Source organism: Aquibacillus koreensis, from assembly GCF_025154055.1.
In the GTDB taxonomy this organism is placed as follows: Bacteria; Bacillota; Bacilli; order Bacillales; family Amphibacillaceae; genus Aquibacillus_C; species Aquibacillus_C koreensis.
On the sequence record NZ_JAOALK010000047.1, the window covers coordinates 58,924 to 81,237 of the forward strand.

Below are 22,314 nucleotides of genomic sequence, written 5' to 3' on the forward strand. Positions count from 1 at the left end.
AAAGTAAAATCCATACTATACAAAAAGCCGCCAATTTGGCGGCTTTAAAAGTCAGTATCTCTTCATAATAATTTATCTGCAAATATATATGCAAGCTAGATGAGCTTTTTAACCTCTTTTTTTAAGATTGGAATTTTATTTTGAACTACATCCCATACTATACGGTGGTTTATGGAAAAGTATCCATGGATCATCATATCTCTCATTCTAGCTATCTTTCTCCATTCTATCTGAGGATTATCATTTCTTATATGATCAGGAATGTTCTTCGTCGCTTCACCAATAACTAGGATGTTTTTTATCACTGCGTCGAATACTAAATCATTGTCAATAAAACTTTCAAACGATAGGCCATCTGTATAGCTTTCAATTTTTTCTGCAGCAGTATAAATATCCTCTGAAAAAACGCTAGGCTCCCTCTGCATACTTGGCACTCCTAATTATACTTGGTTTAATTGCTGGCTTTATATCGTCAAGAATAACCAAGTCTACTTGTTTCTTGAAATGGTCCTCAAGATGAAGTTTTAAATCCATGTAATTATCAAAGGTTATGGAGTTTTCTTCAAATTCAACTAAAAGGTCTATGTCACTGGATTCTGTTTGTTCTTCACGGGTATAGGTGCCAAATAATGCAATGCGTTTCATTCCGTACTTCTCTTTCCATATATACATATTATTGGAAAGGTCCTCAAGGATTTCTTGTTGCGATAACATGATAATCACCGCCATTTCAAGTATTAAGTATTCTCATTATAGCACATATCTTTTTATCTATTCATTTCACTTTATACATCCATTGTAATATGAAATCAAAAAACCAGATCAAATTGATGATCTGGTTTTTAATATTTAACTTAAAACTTACTTAATATTAGCTCTTATGCTATTTAGTTCTCTTTAGCCACCGAATAAGTTTTCCAACCACCATCCACATTAACACCATCAAACCCATGTCCATTCAGAATACGAGTAGCAAGGTAACCTCTTAATCCAACTTGGCAAGAAACATAAATCGGTTGGTCCGTTGGTAGTTCTCCTAAACGATCACGAAGATCCCCAAGGGGTATATTGATCGATCCTTGAATGAATCCATTCTCTCTTTCATGTGGGTCCCTTACGTCAACCAGTAAACCGCCATCTTTCACAATTTGGTCTATTTCATGCCACTGTGCCGTTTTAATGCCTTCATCGATCATATTGGCAGCAACGTAGCCAGCCATGTTCACAGGATCTTTTGCTGATGAGAAAGGCGGTGCATAAGATAATTCTAGTTCTGTTAAATCAAATACAGACAACTCACCTTTGATTGCAGTTGCAATAACGTCCATACGCTTATCCACACCATCTTTTCCAACGGCTTGTGCACCAAGAATTTTACCATCACGATTAAAAACTAACTTTAATGCGATCGGTGCTGCGCCAGGGTAATACCCAGCATGGGAAGCGGGATGAACATGAACAACTTCATAGTCAACGCCTTGGTGCTCTAAGACTTTCTCATTATTACCTGTCGTTGCCACGGTTAAATCGAATACTTTTGCAATACCAGTACCGAGTGTACCTTTGTATGCTTCATTTCTTCCATAAATATTATTAGCTACGATACGACCTTGACGATTCGCTGGTCCTGCTAATGGAATCATTGCAGGTTTTTGATTGATATAGTCTCTTACTTCAATCGCATCTCCGAGTGCAAAGATCGATGGGTCATCCGTTTGCAAATAATCGTTAACGATGATGCCGCCTCTTTCACCAATAGCAAGGCCAGCATCAGCTGCTAAACTATTCTCGGGCTTCACACCAATGGAGAGGATTGTCATATCTGTTTCTACTTTTGTACCACTAGATAACGTCACGACACGTCCCTCATCTTCAAATGCGCTTACACCATCTTCTAAAATAAGGTTAACGCCTTTTTCTTTTAAGTGTTGATGAACAATAGCAGCCATTTCATAATCTAACGGAGCCATCACTTGATTAGCCATCTCGACCAAGGTTACACGTACTCCGCGATCTACCAGGTTCTCCGCCATTTCTAGTCCTATGAATCCACCACCAACTACTACGGCCTCTTTTGGTTTTTGTTCATCTACATACCCTTTAATTCGATCCGTGTCAGGGATATTACGAAGTGTAAAAATATTGTTTGCTTCGTCTAATCCAGGAATCGGTGGAACAATAGGTTTTGCTCCTGGTGATAACACTAGTACGTCGTAGCTCTCTTCATATACTTCATTTGTTGCTAGATTGGTAACTGTAATGGTTTTCTGTTCGCGGTTCACTTTTGTTACTTCACTTAGATTACGTATATCTAAGTTGAATTTTTTGCTCATACCTTCTACAGTTTGAACCATTAATTTATTACGATCTTTAATTGTTTCTCCTATATAATAAGGCAATCCACAGTTAGCAAATGAAATATGCTCTCCTCGTTCGAAAAGTATAATAGTAGATTCTTCATCTAGTCTTCTAAGTCTAGCTGCAGTTGTTGCACCACCTGCAACACCACCAACAATTAGGATTTTTTTAATCATATCTATTCTCCTTTTTTGTTTTTATAGGTATACCCCTATAGGTATAATAACATAAAGTAAAGGAGAAAAGTGTGACAGAATTAAGAAAATCGATTTAGTGAATTAGAGAATATATTTGCCCAGTGGGAGTTAAGGCGTCATCATGGTAAATTTGCAAACGTGAACAAAAGAACCGTCCCCATGTTTACGAGATGTGTCCCTGTGTTTACGCTTCAATTGACAATCTAATGAAACGTGTTATGCTCTTTAGTATAAAAGTAAATAGTGTGATCACTGGGGGAGCATGTTGTGGTGCTGAGACTAAAGGTAGGATCCTTTTAAACCCTTGGAACCTGATCTGTATAATTGCAGCGTAGGGAAGTGTACTGTTATTCAATAATATGGATATGTGATGGCCACTTTCTCTGATGAGGGTGGCTTTTTGTTATTTTATAAAGAATCAAGGAGTGAGTGATTTGCAGAATGATTACCCTGCAATAAAACACCTAGTTAAAGAATTTATTTTAAATCATAAAAATCAAAATGATAGTTTCTCAGAAGTCGCTAAACAATTGTTTAGCTTTCAATACCAAAATAATCAAGCGTACCGAAAGTTCTGCCGTAAACGGAGAATTAGTCCGAACAATGTGCACACCTTTACGGATATTCCACCTGTTCCTATCAATGCGTTTAAAGAAGCTACATTAGCTTGCTCCACAGCTGAAGATGCGGAAGCTATTTTTATGACAAGCGGAACAACGAATCCAGAAAAGAAGGGGAAAAATATTCATCAAGATCTCGAGGTTTATGATCTATCTATGGAAACGTATTTTAAGGACTGTATGTTACCTGACTTGGATAGAATAAAGCTCATTATTTTGTTCCCTTCTAAAGCGGAAATGCCAAATTCCTCTTTAGCTCATTATTTGGATTTGGCAAAAAAACAGTTTGGAACAACGGAGAGTGAATATGTTGTATCCAAAGATGGCTTTGATATGGAGAGGTTGAAACAGCTCCTTTTTGTTGCAGAAAAAACAAATGAGCCAGTGTTCGTACTAGGTGCAACGTTCTCTTTTATTCAATTTTTGGATGAATGTAGCGAAAAAGGAATACAATTTCAATTACCGACAGGCAGTCGAATAATGGAAACAGGTGGGGCTAAAGGTAAATCTAGAAGTGTGGACACAGTCGAATTGAAAAACAAATTGGCGAATCTGTTTTCTATTCCTTCCTATGCTTGCGGGAACATGTACGGAATGACAGAGTTAAGCTCTCAAATCTATAACCAGGATTTTAAGCAATACTTTTTGAAACAAGAACAACAACCATCCTTCATGAAATCTCCACATTGGGTCAAAACGTTAATTGTTGACCCCGAGACAATGCTTGAAAAGCCTGAAGGAGAAAAAGGTATTATTGTTCATTACGATTTAGCTAACATCAATTCGGTTCTAGCTATTATGACGGAGGATGTTGGAGTGAAAGAAGGAGAAGGTTTTCATTTACTTGGCCGTGCAGAGGGCGCTGAAGCAAAAGGTTGTTCACTAGCTGTGGAACAATTCCTATCGTCAAATAGAGAGGATCTTACATAATGGATTCTTTATATGCAGCTTTTTTCTTACCAGAAGAAATAACGAAAGGCATGGAATGTAAAACACTCTTGTTTGAAAACCATGCGAAGCAAGTAGAGTTGAAAGTACCAGATATGACAAAAGCAGAATTAAGCTCCACTATGCTAATGATTAAAGGAAATCGTCAAAAGTATCTAAGTAAGCTTCATACAAATGAAATTGTTTCAGTTATTGATGAAGCAGTACAAAAATGGCTAAATCCAAGCTATGAGCTTCGTCAATTCGCAGAAGAAACTTTACCTGTTATTACTGGATATGACGATGAAATGGTAAGGCTGTTTTTATCTCGGTACTTACGGAGTTTTAGGAAAGAAAAACTTCAACGAATAATAGATGAAGATTTTGCAAATCCACTCGTGCTTGATGAATTTAGACCAAGAAAGGCAGGGGGGCTAACACGCGCATACGGCCCTGATCTCATTACACATATATTTTCTGGCAATGTACCAGCCCTCCCGTTATGGAGCTTAGTTTCTGGTCTGCTTGTAAAATCAGCAACACTTGGAAAAGTCTCTTCTTCTGAACCACTTTTTCCGACTTTGTTTGCTAAAACCATTGCAGAGATTGATCCGGATTTAGCTAAAACAATGGCAATAACGTGGTGGCGGGGAGGAAATGATGAATTAGAGCAAACGGCATTTAACCAATCACAAACCGTTATCGCGTATGGTGGAGAAAGCACGATGAAGAACATTTCCGAAAAGGTGCCTTCTCATGTTCGATTTGTTGAGCACGGCCATAAGGTTAGCTTTGGTGTCATTACGAAAGAATGCCTAACGGGAAGTTTAGCTTGGCAAAGCGCACAACGAGCGGCAAAGGATGCATCTTGGTTTGACCAACAGGGTTGCCTTTCTCCACACGTTTTCTATGTGGAGAAAGGTGGCAAGTACTCACCACGTGACTTCGCACGTATGCTAGCACATGAAATGTCTAATTTTGAACATAAGATGAGTCGTGCAACCTTAACAACAAGTGAAACAACAGACATTATGAAGGCTCGTTCTAATGCAGAGTTTCAATCGTTCACGAGTGATGAAGTTGAATTGTTATCAAGTGAAGCAGGAACAAGCTGGACAGTTGTTTTTCGAGAAAAACAACAAGAGTTTCCCTTGTCGGTATTGAATCGATTTGTTACTGTGGTTCCGGTTGATGATTTAGCTGAGGTGAAAGAGAAGACGAAGGAAGTAAGACGTGTGATCCAAACTGTGGGTATAGCTTGTCCACCACAAAGGTTTCAAACACTTATTCAACAATTAGGTGACTGTGGGGCCAACCGTATCAGCTTTTTAGGGGAAATGTCACTACCTGAGCCAGGATGGCACCATGATGGGCGCTTTAATTTAGCAGACCTCGTCTATTGGTGTGATGTGGAGTCATCCGTTGAAAATACGATGGATATGTTTGATCCATACCGCGACTAGTGAAATAGGAGTATAGATATGAAACCTTTTATTGAATTACAAAAGATAGGGTTAGATTTTGGGAAGCAAACCATTTTTGAGGATTTAAATCTGCAAGTGGAAGCGAATGAGTTTATAAGTATTATAGGAAAGAGTGGTACAGGGAAAACAACACTCATTCGCATGATAGCCGGCTTATTAGCGCCAACAAGTGGCCGTGTTTTGATTAATGGGGAAGCTATCACAGAACCTCATAAAGAAATAACGTACGTTTTTCAAAAGCCAGTTTTGTTAGAGTGGCGTAATTTACTAGAGAATGTTCTTCTCCCGATTGAGCTAGAACGTAAGGTAACAACGAAGGATATCGATAAGGCGAAAGAGGTATTAAAACTGGTTCATCTAGAAGAAGATCAGGCGAAGTACCCCCATGAGTGCTCCGGAGGTATGGTGTCTAGAGTTTCATTAGCCAGAGCACTTATTACAAATCCTAAAATTTTATTAATGGATGAGCCTTTTGCTGCACTAGATTCAATTACGAAGGAACAGTTACAGCTCGAGCTGACCCAAATTATTAGTACCTATCATTCAACAGTTATCTTTATCACGCATGATATTCAAGAAGCGGTATTTCTATCTGACCGGGTAGTTCTGATCAATGAAAATAGCAATAAAGTAAACGAATTTATAGTTCCGTTTCCAAGACCTAGACATAAAGATCTAAAGTTTGAGCCGGAGTTTCAGCAACTGATCAAGCAGATTTATGAGAGCCTGGAGATGATAGAAGGATGAAAGTAAATGAAACGTAGTCATATATTCTCTGTAGTGTTATTTATCCTTGTCTTAGCAGCTTGGGAGTTGACTGTTAAACTTAGGGATATCCCCGAGTTAATTTTACCGAAGCCAACAGTGATTGTGGAAAATTTATATCGTAACATCATGAGTGGTTATTTATTGGATCATGCTAAGGTCACGTTAATCGAGATTCTTGGTGGATTTTTTATTGGGGCAGTTCTTGGGATTGGATTAGGGTTTTTAGTCTCACGATCGACTTTTCTTAAAGAGGTTTTACACCCTTATATTATTGCGTCGCAAGCGATGCCAAAGCTCGCTTTAGCACCACTTTTAACACTGTGGTTTGGGTATGGTTTGATGCCCAAAATCGTGATCACTGCACTAATTAGCTTTTTCCCGTTGTTCGAAAGTACAGTAGCAGGATTGTCGTATGTCGATAAGGATAAGTTAGCTTTATTCCGATCGCTTCGAGCTACGCGCTATCAAATTTTAATGAAACTAAGGCTACCCATTGCTTTGCCTTATTTAATGTCTGGGTTGAGGGTCGCGATCGTTTTAAGTGTTGTTGGAGCTGCAGTGAGTGAATTTATAGGAGCAAACCAAGGACTAGGAGCGGTCATTACTACTGCAATGGGAATGATGGACACACCCCTTATGTTTTCTGCGTTTATTCTTTTAACGCTTATTGGGATTCTTTTCTATCAAATGATAGCGATCATTGAATCTAGTTTTTTAAAGAAATATTATTTTTCCAGGAGGAATGACGATTGAACAGACTAATGACCGTTCTATTTATATCATTGATTTTACTAGCGGGATGTGGGAATAACCAATCAACGCCAGCAAATGAGAATGAAAGTAAAACAGAAAACCAGACGGAAGTAGTGCAAATGAAAATGGCTTCATGGAGTAAACAGATTGCGGAACAAAGCAATTTGTATGTAGCTGAAGACAAAGGCTGGTTTGAAGAAGCTGGCATTGCCTTTGAATATATTCCAGGTGCAGGTGGTGGAGATGCTGTAAAGAACATTGTTGCTGGAAATGCAGATATTGCTTTTGCGAATGTAGAGGCAGTCTTATTAGCTGCTGAAAAAGGAGAAAAACTAAAGATTATTTATAATATCTATCCCGATAACGTATTTAATGTTGTTTCATTAAAGGATAGCGGAATAGAAACAGTTGAAGATTTAAAAGGTAAAGATATCGGAGTGTATAGCTTCACAAGTGGTACATATCAAAACCTACAAGTTTTATTATCTTCAGCAGGATTAACAGATGAAGACGTTAATGTAATTGAAACAGGTGTGTTAAATTTTGGACCTTTAATGAACAATCAGGTCGCGGCTACAGCTGCAACGGATACAGGTCTATATGATGCACAGCAAAAAGGCTTGGGTGAAGTAAACCTATTTGAAGTAAAGGATGTACTAAATACTCCTTCAGATGTGTTTGTTGTAACAGAAGAAACATTTAATGAAAAAAAAGAGGCATTAGTAAAGTTTCTTCAAGTTTATCGTGATAGCGTAAAGTATGTGATGGAAAATCCGGAAGAGGCTGCCAAAGTAGCTGTTGATACAGCAATTGATGGACAGGATGAAGAAAGAAACGTTGAAATTATTAAAATACGTAATGCAACGTCAATGAACGAAGAGATGAAAGAAAAAGGTCTTGGTTGGTTAAATGTTGACTTATTAAATGAGGTAGAACAGACCTATATTGATATGGGATTACTACAAGGGCCGGTAGGAATTGAAGAAATGGTTACGAACGAATTAGTAGAAGAATTAAATTAAAGCCATTCATCATTGGAGTGTAAATATGGATACGTTACTAGAAGGTAGAGTTGTATTAGTCACCGGATCGAGTCGTGGAATAGGAGCAGCAATCGCCGAATCCTTTGCCAAACAAGGTGCACATATTATCATTAATTATGTAAAAAGTGAGCAGAAAGCCACTACGTTTGCCAACTATTTGATGGAGACCTATCAAATAGATGCTATCCCCATTCAAGCTGATATAACAAATGAAGATTCGGTAAAGCGGATGATGGACGCAATCATCGAGGAGTTCGACACGATTGATGTTGTCGTTAATAATGCATTGTATGGTTATACATTCGACCCAGATGAACGTAAAAAGGCATGGGAGTTAAGTTGGGGCGACTATCAACATCAACTGGATGGTTCGCTAAAGGGGACTTATCATGTTTGTAAACATGCGATTCCTATTATGAAAAGAAAAGGCTTTGGTAGAATCATAAATATGGTTTCAAACCTCGTGTATCGACCTGTTATAGCCTATCATGATTACAATACTGCAAAAGGTGCTGTTTTATCTTATTCGCATAATCTTGCTGCAGATTTAGGACCGTTTGGAATAACCGTGAATTGTATCGCGCCAGGGCTTGTTTATCCAACAGATGCTAGTCGCAGAACAAAAGAAGAAATAAAAGATGCGATCATTAGAGAAACGCCACTACGTCGAATTGCAAAGCCAGAAGATATTACTGGTAGTGTATTATTCTTTGCGAGCAATTGGTCTAACTTCATTACAGGGCAAACTATTATTATAGATGGTGGATTTACAAATAAATAGTGTGTATCAGAGATCTTACTTTAGTAAGGTCTTTTTTTCATTAGCTACTTTTGTTTAGTGTTCGGACTTGATGTAAATATTACGGTGGATCAACTATGGTCGATTTTGGCGGCTAAGATAGTACTAGAATAAAAAGTGGACACCCCTTTAACGAACATCATATTTGGTTATGATGCTAATAAATAGGAGGGGTTTCCATGAGTGAACACCGTCAAAGGTATAGTGAAGAGTTTAAACGACAAACAGTTAAATTCGCACAGGAACATCAACAAAAAAAGACAATGAGAGATATCGCTGATGAATTAAAGGTCCCATTAAGTTCTCTTCATGAATGGATGACCAAATATCGTGAGTTTGAAAATGAGCCAGTTGCTTTTGAAGAGAAAATTCAAAAGTTAGAAAAACAACTACGTGATCAGGAACGAGTTTTAAAAGCAAAGGATCGCCAGTTAGCTGAAAGAGAAGAAGAACTCGCAATTGTAAAAAAGGCGGTGCACATCTTCAGCAGACCAAAAACATGAGGTTTCAATTTATTGAGAAAAATCGCTCAAAATTCTCAGTAATGAAGATGTGCAAAGCCCTAGAGGTGTCTACGAGCGGCTATTATAAATGGCAGAATCATAAACCAAGTGAGCAGGAACTAAGAAAAAAGGAAATACAAGATCGCATTGCCTATCATTTCTATGACTCAAATAAAATATACGGTAGCCCAAAGATTACAAAGCTATTAGAAAAAGAAAAGTACACCATAACAGAAAGAACAGTTAGCTTATACATGCAAGAACTAGGATTACGTTCGTGTGTTTCAAAGAAATTTAAGGTTATCACCACTGATTCTAATCACGATTATCCTGTTGCTCCAAACAAGTTAAATCAGAATTTTGCAGTATCAGAACCGAACAAGGTATGGGTTGCCGACATTACCTATATTCCTTGTCGTGAAGGAAAGCTATATTTGGCGACTATCCTCGACCTCTGCACACGTGAAATCGTAGGATGGCGCTTAAAGGAAAACATGGACACCCAGTTGGTTCTAGACGCGTTAAAGAATGCTTACGAAGTTAGGAAGCCCCAGAAGGGGCTAATTCACCACTCTGATCGAGGGACTCAATATGCTTCAAAAGACTATCGCAATCAGTTAGAGCAATATAAAATGGATGCCAGTATGAGTCGAAAAGGAAACTGTTACGATAATGCCTGTGCAGAGTCTTTCTTCAGTCTTCTAAAAAAAGAATTAATGCAAGGACGTAAATTTAAAACTAAAGAACAAGCATATAACGAAATTTATCGTTATATTGAGCTATTTTATAATCGCAAAAGAATACACGGATCTATTGGATATATGTCACCATTTGAATTTGCACAACAGTTTTATTTGAATCTGACAGCGTAAATTGAGCTTGCGCTAATTTCGAGGCAGTATGGTGGTTTTTCTTAACTTGCCAACAATACAGATGATAGAGTGGATGGGTCAAGCGGGTTGGGCTTGACGCTTTCCACGGCATCATCTATGATCACAAAAGTTAAGAAAAGCCTCGAATACAAAATAATAAAACCATTATTTCGTTATTTGGGAGTCCACTTTCTTGACAGAGATCCAAGAGATCCGTTATTTGACTAAAATCTATCATTATATGATTTTAGCGGTCATCAGATCCGTTATATGTCTTGATTATCCTGATTTTGTTGGCAATTTGTTAGAATAGCGTACTGTATAGCCGCTTAAATTCAAAATTGGGTTAAAACAGAAGAATAAGGGATCTCACAGCCGCTTACATCGGATTCGTTTATTATTTTTGTTCCAAGATGAAGTCTAAAAAGAAATAAGCATCCTATCCATAAAAAAAACTCATAATAGAGTTGACAATATACCCCTAAGGGTATAAACTGGGTGATGTTGAGTTATTCAACCAAATGGAATAAAAACTTTAGTGCGATGATCGTGATTGACATTGCCTTTTATTTTTACTATATTATATACCTGTGCGGGTATGAGTATAGATGTAAAAATTTTAAAATTAATTATATAGGGGGATTCAGATATGTCAGAAACAAAGAAAACAATAATTGTATTGTTTAGTGGAGATTACGATAAAGCGATGGCAGCTTACATTATTGCAAATGGTGCTGCAGCTTATGATCATGAGGTAACCATTTTCCACACATTCTGGGGACTAAATGCATTACGTAAAGATGAAAATATTCAAGTGAAAAAAGGATTTATGGAAAAGATGTTTGGCAAGATGATGCCAAGAGGTGCAGACAAGATGGGATTATCTAAAATGCACTTTGCTGGTATGGGGCCAAAAATGATTAAAGGTGTTATGAAAAAGCACAATGCAATGAGCTTACCAAGTCTAATTGAAATGGCACAAGAACAAGATGTTAAATTAGTAGCTTGTACGATGACAATGGATCTATTAGGTTTACAAAAAGAAGAATTGTTAGACAACATCGATTATGCAGGCGTAGCAGCATATCTTGGTGATGCAGAAGACGGTAACGTGAACTTATTTATCTAATAAAATGAAGCGGTGGGCACACTCCCCTTATCCGATTAGGAGGAAGTCAAATGGAATATATGAATTACATTTTAATGGCACTACTCTTTTTCTTCTTATTTAAACGAATGGTTCCAACAAAAGGGGTTCGTAACATAACAACTACTGAACTGAAGAATGAACTAAAAGATAAAGACAAGCAATTTGTAGATGTTCGTACACCTGGAGAGTTCAAGGGAAACAATATTAAAGGGTTTAAAAATATACCTCTGCATACACTTGCTGACCAAGCAACAAAAGCATTAGTTAAAGATAAAGAAGTAGTGGTTATTTGTCACAGTGGTATGAGAAGTCAAAAAGCAAGTAAGATCCTAAAAAAATTAGGGTATAACGTAACAAATGTAAAAGGCGGCATGAGTGCCTGGAGATAAATGGAGGGATTATAATGAAGGAATTATCAGCAAAAGAAGTACAACAATTAGTAGAAGAAAATAAACCAAGAAATATCATTGATGTACGTAAAGATGAGGAAGTTGCAACTGGCGTTATTCCAGGAGCGAAACACATTGCACTGGGTTCATTACCAAATCGATTAGATGAATTAGATAAGTCTCAGGAGTATATTATGGTTTGTCGTTCTGGAGGAAGAAGTGGGAATGCGTGTCAGTTCTTAATAGAGCAAGGTTATAAGGTCATTAACATGACTGGTGGTATGTTAGCGTGGGAAGGCGAATTAGCGTAAAATTTTTTGAAAACAAATATACCCCTATTGGTATATAGAGGAGGGCTATAGATGGAACAAGTGAAATCGAACATGGTGTTGGATGCAAAAGGCTTAGCGTGCCCAATGCCAATTGTTAAAACAAAAAAGGCAATGAAGGATGTAGAAGCAGGTCAAGTAGTGGAAGTGCAAGCAACAGATAAAGGCTCAAAAGCGGATATGGAAGCATGGGCAAAGAGCTCAGGACATCAGTATTTAGGTACGATTGAAGATGGCGATGTGTTAAAGCATTATATCCGAAAGTCAAATGATGAGGAAAAAGCCGAAAGAAAACATCCGAATGTTGCTAATAATGAAGAATTTCAAAACAAGCTACATGCGAATGAAAATATCGTTGTACTAGATGTGAGAGAAGAAGCAGAATATGCTTTTAATCACATAAAAAAATCAATTAGTATTCCACTAGGTGAGTTAGAAGCGCGAGCAAATGAGTTAGATAAAGCAGCTGAAATCTATGTGGTCTGCCGTACGGGAAGTAGAAGTGACATGGCTGCACAAAAATTAACGGAATTAGGCTTTTCTAACGTTATTAACGTAGTTCCAGGTATGAGCGAATGGAACGGCGAGACAACAAGTATTGGAAAATAAGGAGGTATTTTAAATGACTGTAAATGTAATGACAGCAGGAGAAGTAGCAAAAAAAGTAATTAACAAAGATGCGTTATTTATCTTAGACGTTCGTAATGAAGATGCTTTTGCAGATTGGAAGATCGAAGGAGATAACTTTGATTACTTCAACATTCCTTATTTTGAATTACTAGATGGTGTAGAAGGAATAATGGAGAAAATCCCTTCTGACAAAGAAGTCTTAGTTGTTTGTGCGAAAGAAGGCTCATCTGTGATGGTAGCAGAAATGCTTGCAGAAGAAGGCTTAACTGTTTCCTACCTTAAAGGTGGTATGAAGTCGTGGAGTGAACACTTAGAACCGGTTAAAGTAGGTGACTTAAAAGACGGTGGCGAATTGTATCAATTTGTCCGTATTGGAAAAGGTTGCTTGTCTTACATGGTTATTTCAAATGGGGAAGCAGCAATTATCGATGCTACCCGTATGACAGATGTTTTCCTAAACTTTGCAGAATCTAAAGGTGCGAAAATCACGAACGTATTAGACACACACTTACATGCAGACCACATCTCTGGCGGAAGAAGTATTGCGGAGAAAACAAATACAACGTATTGGCTACCGCCGAAAGATGCAGAAGAAGTTACTTTTGACTATGCGACATTAGAAGGTGGAAACGTTGTAACGATCGGTAATACAGCTATTGATATTCATGCATTATATTCACCTGGACACACGATTGGTTCTACTTCCTTTGTTGTGGATGAGAAGTTCTTATTATCTGGGGATATCCTATTCATTGACTCAATCGGAAGACCTGACCTAGCTGGGAAAGCAGAGGATTGGGTTGGCGATTTAAGAGAAAGCTTATATACACGTTACAGAGAGCTATCGGGAGAATTAGTCGTACTTCCAGCTCACTTTATGATTATTGATGAGTTAAATGAAGACGGAAGTGTTGCTGAGAAACTAGGTACACTTTTTGTAAAAAACCATGGTCTAAACATTGACGATGAGGCGGAGTTCAGAAGACTAGTAACAGAGAACTTACCACCACAACCGAATGCATATCAAGAAATTCGTGAAACAAATATGGGGAAAATTACGCCAGAAGAAGAAAAACAACGCGAAATGGAGATCGGACCAAACCGTTGTGCAGTTAGATAATAACAATGGGGTGGGAATTTAGATTTTCTACCACCAGAGCTTAATAGAAATTCGTTGAAAAATAGGAGGATGAAAAATGGACGTAACAAAAGTATTAGATGCAAAAGGATTGGCGTGTCCTATGCCAATCGTTAGAACAAAGAAGGCAATCAATGAATTAGAACCTGGACAAATTTTAGAAGTGCATGCAACAGATAAAGGTGCAAAAAGTGATTTAACAGCATGGGCAAAATCTGGTGGTCATGAACTACTAAAAGATACCGAAGAAAATGAAGTCTTCAAGTTTTGGATTAAAAAGGGTTAATCCATAAGGATGTGGGCTCGTCAAAAGGGATAAAGGGCTTAATATGCACGCTAACAAGTGTGAAAAGCCTGCCCGTTTGGTGAGCCTCCTTTTCTTAGATAGGAGGAGAAGTATGGACTTTGCATTCATCATTACTATATTTTTAATTGGCTTTGTCGGCTCATATATTTCTGGAATGCTAGGTATCGGCGGATCTATTATTAAATATCCAATGCTTTTATATATCCCTCCATTATTTGGTTTAGCAGCATTCACAGCACACGAAGTATCAGGAATTAGCGCTATTCAAGTGTTTTTTGCTACAATTGGAGGGGTATGGGCATACCGTAAAGGTGGATATCTCAATAAAACATTAATTGCTTATATGGGTACAAGTATATTAATTGGTAGTTTTGTTGGAGGGTATGGCTCCAAGATGCTTTCTGAAGGCGGAATAAATCTAACTTATGGTATATTAGCATTGATTGCTGCTATCATGATGTTTGTTCCAAAAAAGGGAATTGATGATATCCCATTTGATCAAGTGAAATTTAACAAGTGGGTTGCAGCAATACTTGCGCTTATTGTGGGTGTTGGTGCGGGTATCGTAGGAGCTGCCGGTGCATTTTTACTTGTACCGATTATGCTCGTTGTGCTTAAGATTCCAACTCGAATGACGATTGCTTCATCACTTGCAATCACGTTTATATCATCAATTGGTGCAACAGTTGGAAAAATAACAACAGGGCAAATTGAATATCTTCCTGCTGCGATTATGATTGTAGCTAGTCTTATTGCATCACCACTCGGTGCGATGGCAGGAAAAAAGGTGAATACCAAAGTATTACAAGTGATATTGGCGACCTTAATAGCTGCTACTGCTATTAAAATATGGATGGATATTTTGTAATACACAGAAAAAACTATAAAGGATCGTATGCGATCAGGGAGGAATAAATATGGTAAAAGTAACGGAATCGGCAATTTCTAAGATTAAAGAAGAAGTTCAACCGGTTATAGATGAAGGCAAAAAACCCTTCGTTCGATTAACAATGGGAATTGGCTGAGGTGGCCCACAACTTCGTCTGGCTCTGGAAGAGTCAGCTTCAGAAAATGATGAAATTACGGAACTAGATGGCATTCAATTTTTAGTAAGTGAAAGGGATGCGATCTATTTTGACAATGGTAAAGTTGATTATACGAAGGAATTGTTCGGTGATGGACAGTTTCGTGTTCTAAAAGTATGAATGAAAAGCTGAAGCTAACCTTTTAGGGGATGGCTTCAGCTTTTTTGTATCCCATTCTATAAATTCTTCGTTATTATCTGTTTTATCTCTATCCTTATTTTTCTTTTTCAGTAATCAATCTCATACCTATGCAATAGATTAATCAATAAAAATAACAATGTACAGGGTGATAGGAATACGCTTTTTGAGGTTCTTAGGTTGCAATGCATATATTTTAACTCTATAATACCTATAGGGGTATGTAGGGGCGTATAAAATACTATTAAATAAATCTAGATAGGAGGTCAGCATGAGTAATTCGATAAATACGAAGATCCAAGATTATGTAGATGATCCTATTAAACAACAACAATTATATAAAAGAACATTAATCGTTATAGTTATTGCACAGATCTTTGGTGGGGCAGGTCTTGCAGCTGGTATCACAGTGGGTGCCTTGCTAGCAGAGGACATGTTAGGCGCAGACAGTTTTGCCGGTATTCCGATCGCGTTGTTCACATTAGGATCAGCAGGTGCTGCCCTACTTGTAGGAAATTTATCGCATCGGTTTGGTCGTCGACCAGGACTTGCAATTGGCTTCATAACCGGTGGGATTGGCGCCCTTACAGTAGTCATTGCGGCAATCACAAACAACGTCATTCTATTGTTTGTTTCCTTATTCATCTATGGTGCAGGAACGGCTACTAATTTACAAGCTCGCTATGCAGGAACGGATTTAGCTACTTCGAAGCAAAGGGGAACGGCGGTAAGTATAGCATTGGTTGCAACGACATTCGGTGCGGTTGCAGGTCCGATCTTAGTGGATGTCATGGGTGAATTTGCTTTGTCTATTGGCGTACCTGCACTGGCGGGCCCTTTTATATTAGCTGGTGTAGCGTTCATACTTGCGGGATTAATGATTTTCATATTATTACGACCTGATCCTCTTAAGGTTGCAGAAGCAATAGCAATCAGGAGACAAAATCAACAGGAAGATAGGATAGGCAAAAATACCGAAATACAACCAATAAATAAACGTGGAGTTATTGCTGGGACAACCATTATGGTTGTAACACAAATCGTGATGGTTGCAGTTATGACAATGACACCTGTTCATATGGGAGATCATGGCCATGGTTTAAATCAAGTAGGACTCATCATTGGTATTCATATTGGAGCCATGTATCTTCCTTCTCTTGTAACTGGAATGCTTGTTGACAAATTTGGTCGTAAGATTATGGCTATCACTTCAGGAGCTACTTTATTAGTAGCGGGTGCTCTAGCAGCTTTTGCACCAACCGATTCTCTCGTTGTCCTTACTATTGCGTTAGCCTTGCTAGGGTTAGGGTGGAACTTTGGCTTAATCAGCGGAACAGCACTTATTGTAGATGCAACGCCACCATCGAAACGTGCTAAAACACAAGGTGCTGCGGATGTGTTCATTGCTCTTGCGGGAGCCTCTGGGGGAGCGTTGGCAGGAATTGTTGTTGCGCATTCAAGTTTTACTGTCTTATCACTTGGTGGTGGGATTCTTTCATTGATACTCGTTCCAGTAGTATTTATGGCTTTACGTAACAATTAAGCAACCTAGGTATTAACACTTACAAAAAGCAAAATACTAGGAGTAAAAGTGACAGGTAATGAACGCTTGGAAAATAATCAAACAAAAATACCGACAAAAGATTAACAATAGAAAACCCCTATTCTTCTATTGTTAAGGGTATTATTTTATGTTATTATCTATACCTTTAGTGGTATAGGTATATTGATGTGATAAATTCAAAACAGTAGGAGATAATATAAACGAATTGAGTTCTGGGGATATTTTAGAGGTTCATGCTACGGATAAAGGGGTTAAAAGTGACTTAACGGCCTGGGCTAAATCAGGTGGACATGAATTATTACAGGATACAGAAGAAGGCGATGTATTAAAGTTTTGGATTAAAAAAGGGTAAGGGAGAGGACAAATAAAGGTCCTCTTATCCCATGTAGCAATGTAACATCTTTGTCTGAGTGTTTGTCTATGACAATGTCATGAACGATGAAGGAAAGAAGGAAAGCGAATGCCGAAACAAGTTACACCTGAGGAAGTATCTGATCGTATAAAACAAAAAGAGAAAATTCATGTTCTAGATGTTCGGGAGAATGATGAAGTTGCAGAAGGGAAGATTCCTAGAGCGAAGCATATTCCCCTTGGTCATTTGGCAATAAGAAAAGCTGAACTAGAAAAAGACAAAGCCTACACGGTTGTGTGCCGTTCAGGCAATCGAAGTAAGGCAGCTTGTGGGATTTTAACTGCCCTAGGATTTGAAGCGGAAAATATGGTTGGTGGCATGCAGGAATACAAAGGAGAATTGGAACGGTAAGCTTGTGGTGAAGGAGAGAGGATATGAAAAAGCAGTTAGGGAACCTATGGAAGAGCTTATGACCTTCACAAAAATTAATGTTCCTGGTAGGAGCAGTATTTGTGTTGTTTTCCATTACTTCTAAATTATTTTGAGGAGGTGAAAAATGTTTCATTATACCATTGAAACAGATAAAAGCATGAACGATGCCATACAGGCATTAGAAGAAAGCTTAAAGGAAGAAAAGTTTGGTGTTCTTTGGCAATTTGATATAAAGGGGAAATTACAAGAAAAAGGACTAGATTTCAATCAAGACTATATGGTTCTTGAGGTTTGTAACCCTGTCGAAGCTGAACGCGTTTTATCGCAAAATCAGATGGTAGGTTACTTTTTACCTTGTAAAATTGTAGTCTATGATGATGGGGGTAAAACAAAAATTGGTATGCCAAGACCGACAGCATTAATTCAAATGGTTGAGGATAAGACATTAAAAGAATTTGCAGCTGATATCGAAAATCGACTAATTGCTTGTATCGACAAAAGTATTTAGAAGTATGATGATAGAACGGCAAGGAGTAATCCTTATTGTCGTTCTATTTTTTACTTTCGCTTTCATAAAACTTTCACATTACATGCTTATAATAAAATTACAAAGAAAGGGGGCATGTCTTCATGCCATCTGCTTGGCTAATTGGCCCGCTCGTTATTAAGAGTTCATTGGTAGTAACACTAGTTAGTTTTATTGTAGCAATTATTTTTTATCGGTTTACAAGTCCTTTCCCGAAAATGGAAGCGAAGCAACATGTGGATCAAGTAGGAAACATTCTCATTACGTTTATATTTTCGTTATGGATTGGGAAAATCTTGTTAGGATTTGCAACATTCATCAAAGATCCAATTGCTATTCTTGCCTATCCTAGTGATTCAAATGCACTTTATATTGGTCTAGTATTTACAATTATATATGTCTGGTTTAAGTACATTCGAAAACAGGTAGAATGGACACCGATCCTCTATGCATGGATTTGTGTTTTTCTGACTGCCTCTTTTATTAATGAGTTTGTGCAAATCATCTCAGGGCAGCACAGTCGAACATGGGGATACTTAGGTGTACTGATTGTTCTTTTATTTATTATTTTGTTTCTGCAGGAGAAGTATTCCATCGTGACTATGACGTCCATCTTATTAGTAGGATGGGGTTTGGGACAACTTTTGTTGAAATTAGTTATAGGAACAACTGTTTTTCAATTTAATGTAAGCTTATTCTTTTATTCTCTTATTATGGTAAGTGGCGTTCTGTTATTTATTTTTAGAAAGAAGGTGTAATAATGACTGCAGTTGCGGATCTTACAATATGGATCGCACTTGGAGCGGGTATGCTGTCTTTTCTCTCTCCATGTACACTACCTATTTTTCCAGCTTATCTTTCGTACATTACTGGAATGAGTGTAAAGGAGATTCAAGATAATCAAGATACAAGAGTTCGCGGGAAATTATTAATTCATGCGCTATTTTTTCTTTTAGGTGTTTCCATGATCTTCATAAGTTTGGGTATAGGTGTGTCTTTATTAGGCCAGTGGATCCAAAGTATATTATCAGGCCAATCCGGACTGTTTCTACAAAGGATTGCAGGGATTTTCATTATATTCATGGGATTATTTGTGGCTGGATGGCTTCAATTCAAAGGATTAATGAAAGAGAAACGTTTTCGTTTCGCTAAAAAACCAGTAGGCTACATTGGTACGATTTTTGTGGGAATGGGTTTTGCTGCTGGTTGGACACCGTGTATTGGGCCGATTTTCGCTTCCATACTAGTTGTTGCGGGAAGTAACCCAACACAAGGTGCATTGTACACAATTGTGTATGTGATTGGTTTTGCCCTTCCATTTCTAGTGCTTACCTTTTTCTTGGGTTCAATAAAAGGGTTAGTGCGTCATAGTGGAAAAATCATGAAGGTCGGTGGAGTAGTTATGATTATGATGGGTGTGTTGTTATTTACTGGACAGATGGCAAAGCTATCTAATTTCTTGCTTCGTCTAGTACAGGATAGTTGGTTGTCAAACTTAGGATAATTCGTGGAGGTGTCACAATGAAAAAAATGATAATAGTCTTCGTATTAGTAGGAATGTTTGGTTACGCAATTTATGCCCTTGTTGCTAAGTCGGATAATGCTAATTCTGAAAAGGCACAAGAAGAGGAGTCAGCCCAAGTATTTACATCTGTCGAGGAAAGTGAAGAAACGGATACGGAGCAACAGGGAAATCCAAATGAAACGTCTGAAGAAAAGTATGAAAATGAAGGACTAGAAGTTGGAAATCTGGCTCCAGATTTTGAATTAGAAACGCTTGCTGGGGAAACGATTAAGCTGTCAGATTTTCGTGGTCAAAATGTGATGTTAAACTTTTGGGCTACTTGGTGCCCACCTTGTCGTGCGGAAATGCCTGATATGCAAAAGTTTTATGAAAATCAAGATGTAGCCATCTTAGCAGTTAATTTGGCACAAACAGAGGGCAGTATGCAAGATGTGGAAGATTTTGTGAAAGATTTTGAGTTAACGTTTCCTATTCTTTTAGATGAAGATTTAGAAGTTGCGACAAATTATGCGATCCGACCAATTCCGACATCCTATATGATTGATTCAAATGGCGTTATTCAATATAAGGCGTTTGGTCCGATGAACTATGAAATGATGGTTCAGGAGCTAGATAATATGAATTAACATTAATTCTAAATTACAATGAAAGGAAGCGAGGTGGTCTAATGAAGCAAACAATCTTAGTGGTTGAAGATGATGAAATGATTAGGAAACTTATTTCCATTTACTTAGAGAAAGCAGGATATGAGGTAGTCGAGGCTGCTGATGGAGACAGCGCTAAACATCTATTTTTAACCCATCATCCTTGCTTAATTGTACTGGACTTAATGCTTCCTATAATAAGTGGTGAAGATTTCTGTAAATGGGTTCGAGAGCAAGAGCGGAATGAAGTTTCTATTATTATGGTTTCTGCCAAAGTAAGAATAGAGGACAAAATTAACGGGTTAAAGATTGGTGCAGATGGATATTTGACAAAGCCGTTTGATCCAGATGAACTTGTGGCCCATGTAGAAGCAGTTCTGCGGAGAACCGGTCAATTTTGTCAAAAAATTGTTTACGGTGGTTTATGTATAAAGCCCAGAAAAGGTGAGGTTTTACTGTATGATCAAGTGATTAAGTTGACCAAGCATGAGTTTCTATTACTCTATTATTTTATGGAGAACCCAAACATCGTCATAACAAGAGAGCAGCTTATTGATCAACTATATCCATATAAGGATAATACCGTAATGGACCGAACTATTGATGCCCACATAAAAAAGATAAGAGAGAAGATAGAGGATCAACCTGCAAATCCAAGAAGAATTTGTACTGTTCGTGGGATGGGGTATAAATTTGTTAAATAGATTTAAAGGACTACCAAAACAGTTTTTATGGAGGTTAACTTTAGTAAATGGCTTAATTGTATCCTCTTTTATCGCTATAAGTAGCTGGGCGATTTATAATACGGCTTGCGTACTTGCAGAGGGCATGTTACCGATGAATGCTAGTCAACAATCACAATTCAATGCGACGTTGTTTCAATATTTATGGATTTTTAGTGTAATTACAATTGTTACCGGAAGTATTGTTCATTTTTATTTAACTAGAAAAATGATTCACCCGTTAAGAGAGCTGATTGAATCTACAAAGAAAATGAAACGCGGAGAATATCCTGGCCCATTAGAAGTGAATAACAAGGATGAGACAGGTCAATTAATAGGCCATTTTAATGATTTGGTCAAGCAGTTGAAAATAAATCAGCAACATAAAGATAAGCTTGTAACTGATATATCTCATGAATTCAGGACGCCGTTATCCAACTTGAATGGTTACCTTTACGCCTTACAAAAAGGTGTAGTAACTGGGGATGAGAAGTTGTATCAGGCGCTTCATGATGAAGCGAAACGACTAACCAATATGGTTGAGCAATTAGAGCATTTAAAAGAATGGGATTATGTGTCAAACCAAGTTTTGTTTGAGAAGGATCGAGTAGAAATAGTGAGACTTATTGAGCAGTCTGTTGATATGTGTCACTGGTCATTAGAAAAAGCAGGTATTGTAGTAAACGTTGAATTAGAAAGTGGAGTTGTTGTCATTAATCGAGAAGCAGTATTGCAAGTGATGAGCAACTTATTGGAAAATGCAATTCGTTATAATATAGGTTCGAGTGCTATAACAGTACGGGGAGATGTCTCTAACAAAAAGTATAAAGTTTCCGTGAGTGGCAAAGGTACAGCAATTCCTGAAGCAGATCATCATAAAATATTTGATCGTTTTTACCGTGTTGATGGTTCGCGTAACCGTTCTACGGGTGGAGTCGGATTAGGTCTAGCGATATCTAAGGAAATAGTTCAGAGTCATGGTGGAGATATCTGGTTGAGTTCCAATGGGAATGATCATACGTTTGCTTTTACGTTACCTAAGGAAGAGTAGTTAAAATT

At 37.8% G+C, this 22,314-nt stretch carries 26 protein-coding genes, 1 pseudogene and 1 riboswitch; of the genes and pseudogenes, 24 read left to right on the forward strand and 3 right to left on the reverse strand.

Annotated features, from left to right (window positions below):
• Nucleotides 1-95 precede the first annotated feature (95 nt).
• The 3 genes from NYQ66_RS13340 to NYQ66_RS13350 form a co-directional block, all read right to left on the reverse strand.
• Nucleotides 96-425: a HepT-like ribonuclease domain-containing protein gene (locus NYQ66_RS13340; protein WP_259870165.1), complete on the reverse strand. Its 330-nt coding sequence runs from the start codon at nucleotides 423-425 to the stop codon at nucleotides 96-98.
• Nucleotides 409-714, reverse strand: a complete 306-nt coding sequence (locus NYQ66_RS13345; RefSeq protein WP_259870166.1) for a nucleotidyltransferase family protein — start codon at nucleotides 712-714, stop codon at nucleotides 409-411. The genes NYQ66_RS13340 and NYQ66_RS13345 overlap by 17 nt, the downstream gene beginning before the upstream one ends.
• A 173-nt stretch (nucleotides 715-887) precedes the next feature.
• Nucleotides 888-2,534: a CoA-disulfide reductase gene (locus NYQ66_RS13350; protein WP_259870168.1), complete on the reverse strand. Its 1,647-nt coding sequence runs from the start codon at nucleotides 2,532-2,534 to the stop codon at nucleotides 888-890.
• A 265-nt stretch (nucleotides 2,535-2,799) separates the two neighbouring features.
• Nucleotides 2,800-2,910, forward strand: a riboswitch (TPP riboswitch).
• Between the two features lie 79 nt (nucleotides 2,911-2,989).
• Between NYQ66_RS13350 and NYQ66_RS13355 the strand changes: the two genes are divergently transcribed.
• From NYQ66_RS13355 to NYQ66_RS13470, 24 genes and pseudogenes are all read left to right on the forward strand, one after another.
• On the forward strand, nucleotides 2,990-4,105 hold the full coding sequence (locus NYQ66_RS13355; protein WP_259870169.1) for a LuxE/PaaK family acyltransferase: 1,116 nt from the start codon (nucleotides 2,990-2,992) through the stop codon (nucleotides 4,103-4,105).
• A complete protein-coding gene (locus NYQ66_RS13360) occupies nucleotides 4,105-5,565 on the forward strand; it encodes an acyl-CoA reductase (protein WP_259870170.1) in 1,461 nt (486 codons plus the stop codon). The genes NYQ66_RS13355 and NYQ66_RS13360 overlap by 1 nt, the downstream gene beginning before the upstream one ends.
• A gap of 18 nt (nucleotides 5,566-5,583) precedes the next feature.
• Nucleotides 5,584-6,333, forward strand: a complete 750-nt coding sequence (locus NYQ66_RS13365) for an ABC transporter ATP-binding protein (protein WP_259870171.1) — start codon at nucleotides 5,584-5,586, stop codon at nucleotides 6,331-6,333.
• 6 nt (nucleotides 6,334-6,339) lie between these two features.
• On the forward strand, nucleotides 6,340-7,107 hold the full coding sequence (locus tag NYQ66_RS13370; protein WP_259870172.1) for an ABC transporter permease: 768 nt from the start codon (nucleotides 6,340-6,342) through the stop codon (nucleotides 7,105-7,107).
• Nucleotides 7,104-8,129, forward strand: coding sequence for an ABC transporter substrate-binding protein (locus NYQ66_RS13375; RefSeq protein WP_259870173.1), 1,026 nt, complete (start codon nucleotides 7,104-7,106; stop codon nucleotides 8,127-8,129). Before NYQ66_RS13370 ends, NYQ66_RS13375 begins: the two co-directional genes overlap by 4 nt.
• A gap of 25 nt (nucleotides 8,130-8,154) precedes the next feature.
• Nucleotides 8,155-8,931 carry a 3-oxoacyl-ACP reductase gene (locus NYQ66_RS13380; RefSeq protein ID WP_259870174.1) on the forward strand — a complete coding sequence of 259 codons (777 nt, stop codon included), beginning with the start codon at nucleotides 8,155-8,157 and terminating at the stop codon, nucleotides 8,929-8,931.
• A 197-nt stretch (nucleotides 8,932-9,128) separates the two neighbouring features.
• Entirely contained in the window at nucleotides 9,129-9,452 is a 324-nt protein-coding gene (locus NYQ66_RS13385) for a transposase (protein WP_259870175.1), read from the forward strand.
• Entirely contained in the window at nucleotides 9,449-10,324 is an 876-nt protein-coding gene (locus NYQ66_RS13390; protein ID WP_259870176.1) for an IS3 family transposase, read from the forward strand. Before NYQ66_RS13385 ends, NYQ66_RS13390 begins: the two co-directional genes overlap by 4 nt.
• A gap of 649 nt (nucleotides 10,325-10,973) precedes the next feature.
• Nucleotides 10,974-11,453, forward strand: coding sequence for a DsrE/DsrF/DrsH-like family protein (locus NYQ66_RS13395; RefSeq protein WP_259870177.1), 480 nt, complete (start codon nucleotides 10,974-10,976; stop codon nucleotides 11,451-11,453).
• 50 nt (nucleotides 11,454-11,503) lie between these two features.
• Nucleotides 11,504-11,863, forward strand: a complete 360-nt coding sequence (locus NYQ66_RS13400) for a rhodanese-like domain-containing protein (protein WP_259870178.1) — start codon at nucleotides 11,504-11,506, stop codon at nucleotides 11,861-11,863.
• Nucleotides 11,864-11,877: 14 nt separating this feature from the next.
• Nucleotides 11,878-12,174, forward strand: a complete 297-nt coding sequence (locus NYQ66_RS13405) for a rhodanese-like domain-containing protein (RefSeq protein ID WP_259870179.1) — start codon at nucleotides 11,878-11,880, stop codon at nucleotides 12,172-12,174.
• Nucleotides 12,175-12,225: 51 nt separating this feature from the next.
• Nucleotides 12,226-12,801, forward strand: coding sequence for a sulfurtransferase TusA family protein (locus tag NYQ66_RS13410; RefSeq protein WP_259870180.1), 576 nt, complete (start codon nucleotides 12,226-12,228; stop codon nucleotides 12,799-12,801).
• Between the two features lie 13 nt (nucleotides 12,802-12,814).
• On the forward strand, nucleotides 12,815-13,942 hold the full coding sequence (locus NYQ66_RS13415; RefSeq protein ID WP_259870181.1) for an MBL fold metallo-hydrolase: 1,128 nt from the start codon (nucleotides 12,815-12,817) through the stop codon (nucleotides 13,940-13,942).
• Between the two features lie 76 nt (nucleotides 13,943-14,018).
• Nucleotides 14,019-14,246 carry a sulfurtransferase TusA family protein gene (locus tag NYQ66_RS13420; protein ID WP_259870182.1) on the forward strand — a complete coding sequence of 76 codons (228 nt, stop codon included), beginning with the start codon at nucleotides 14,019-14,021 and terminating at the stop codon, nucleotides 14,244-14,246.
• Nucleotides 14,247-14,358: 112 nt separating this feature from the next.
• Nucleotides 14,359-15,135: a sulfite exporter TauE/SafE family protein gene (locus NYQ66_RS13425; protein ID WP_259870183.1), complete on the forward strand. Its 777-nt coding sequence runs from the start codon at nucleotides 14,359-14,361 to the stop codon at nucleotides 15,133-15,135.
• 626 nt (nucleotides 15,136-15,761) lie between these two features.
• The gene (locus NYQ66_RS13430) at nucleotides 15,762-17,033 is read left to right on the forward strand and encodes an MFS transporter (RefSeq protein WP_259870184.1); all 1,272 of its coding nucleotides are present in this window, start codon (nucleotides 15,762-15,764) and stop codon (nucleotides 17,031-17,033) included.
• A 217-nt stretch (nucleotides 17,034-17,250) separates the two neighbouring features.
• A pseudogene (locus NYQ66_RS13435) lies at nucleotides 17,251-17,406 on the forward strand (sulfurtransferase TusA family protein); the annotation flags it as partial.
• Nucleotides 17,407-17,514: 108 nt separating this feature from the next.
• Nucleotides 17,515-17,817: a rhodanese-like domain-containing protein gene (locus tag NYQ66_RS13440; protein WP_259870185.1), complete on the forward strand. Its 303-nt coding sequence runs from the start codon at nucleotides 17,515-17,517 to the stop codon at nucleotides 17,815-17,817.
• 145 nt (nucleotides 17,818-17,962) lie between these two features.
• Nucleotides 17,963-18,346 (forward strand): DUF302 domain-containing protein, encoded by a 384-nt coding sequence (locus NYQ66_RS13445; protein ID WP_259870186.1) that lies wholly within the window; start codon nucleotides 17,963-17,965, stop codon nucleotides 18,344-18,346.
• 122 nt (nucleotides 18,347-18,468) lie between these two features.
• Nucleotides 18,469-19,122: a hypothetical protein gene (locus tag NYQ66_RS13450; RefSeq protein ID WP_259870187.1), complete on the forward strand. Its 654-nt coding sequence runs from the start codon at nucleotides 18,469-18,471 to the stop codon at nucleotides 19,120-19,122.
• Nucleotides 19,123-19,124: 2 nt separating this feature from the next.
• A complete protein-coding gene (locus NYQ66_RS13455) occupies nucleotides 19,125-19,868 on the forward strand; it encodes a cytochrome c biogenesis CcdA family protein (RefSeq protein ID WP_259870188.1) in 744 nt (247 codons plus the stop codon).
• Nucleotides 19,869-19,885: 17 nt separating this feature from the next.
• On the forward strand, nucleotides 19,886-20,515 hold the full coding sequence (locus NYQ66_RS13460) for a peroxiredoxin family protein (RefSeq protein WP_259870189.1): 630 nt from the start codon (nucleotides 19,886-19,888) through the stop codon (nucleotides 20,513-20,515).
• Between the two features lie 41 nt (nucleotides 20,516-20,556).
• On the forward strand, nucleotides 20,557-21,237 hold the full coding sequence (locus tag NYQ66_RS13465; protein WP_259870190.1) for a response regulator transcription factor: 681 nt from the start codon (nucleotides 20,557-20,559) through the stop codon (nucleotides 21,235-21,237).
• Nucleotides 21,227-22,306 carry a sensor histidine kinase gene (locus NYQ66_RS13470; RefSeq protein WP_259870191.1) on the forward strand — a complete coding sequence of 360 codons (1,080 nt, stop codon included), beginning with the start codon at nucleotides 21,227-21,229 and terminating at the stop codon, nucleotides 22,304-22,306. The genes NYQ66_RS13465 and NYQ66_RS13470 overlap by 11 nt, the downstream gene beginning before the upstream one ends.
• The last annotated feature ends 8 nt before the right edge of the window (nucleotides 22,307-22,314 follow it).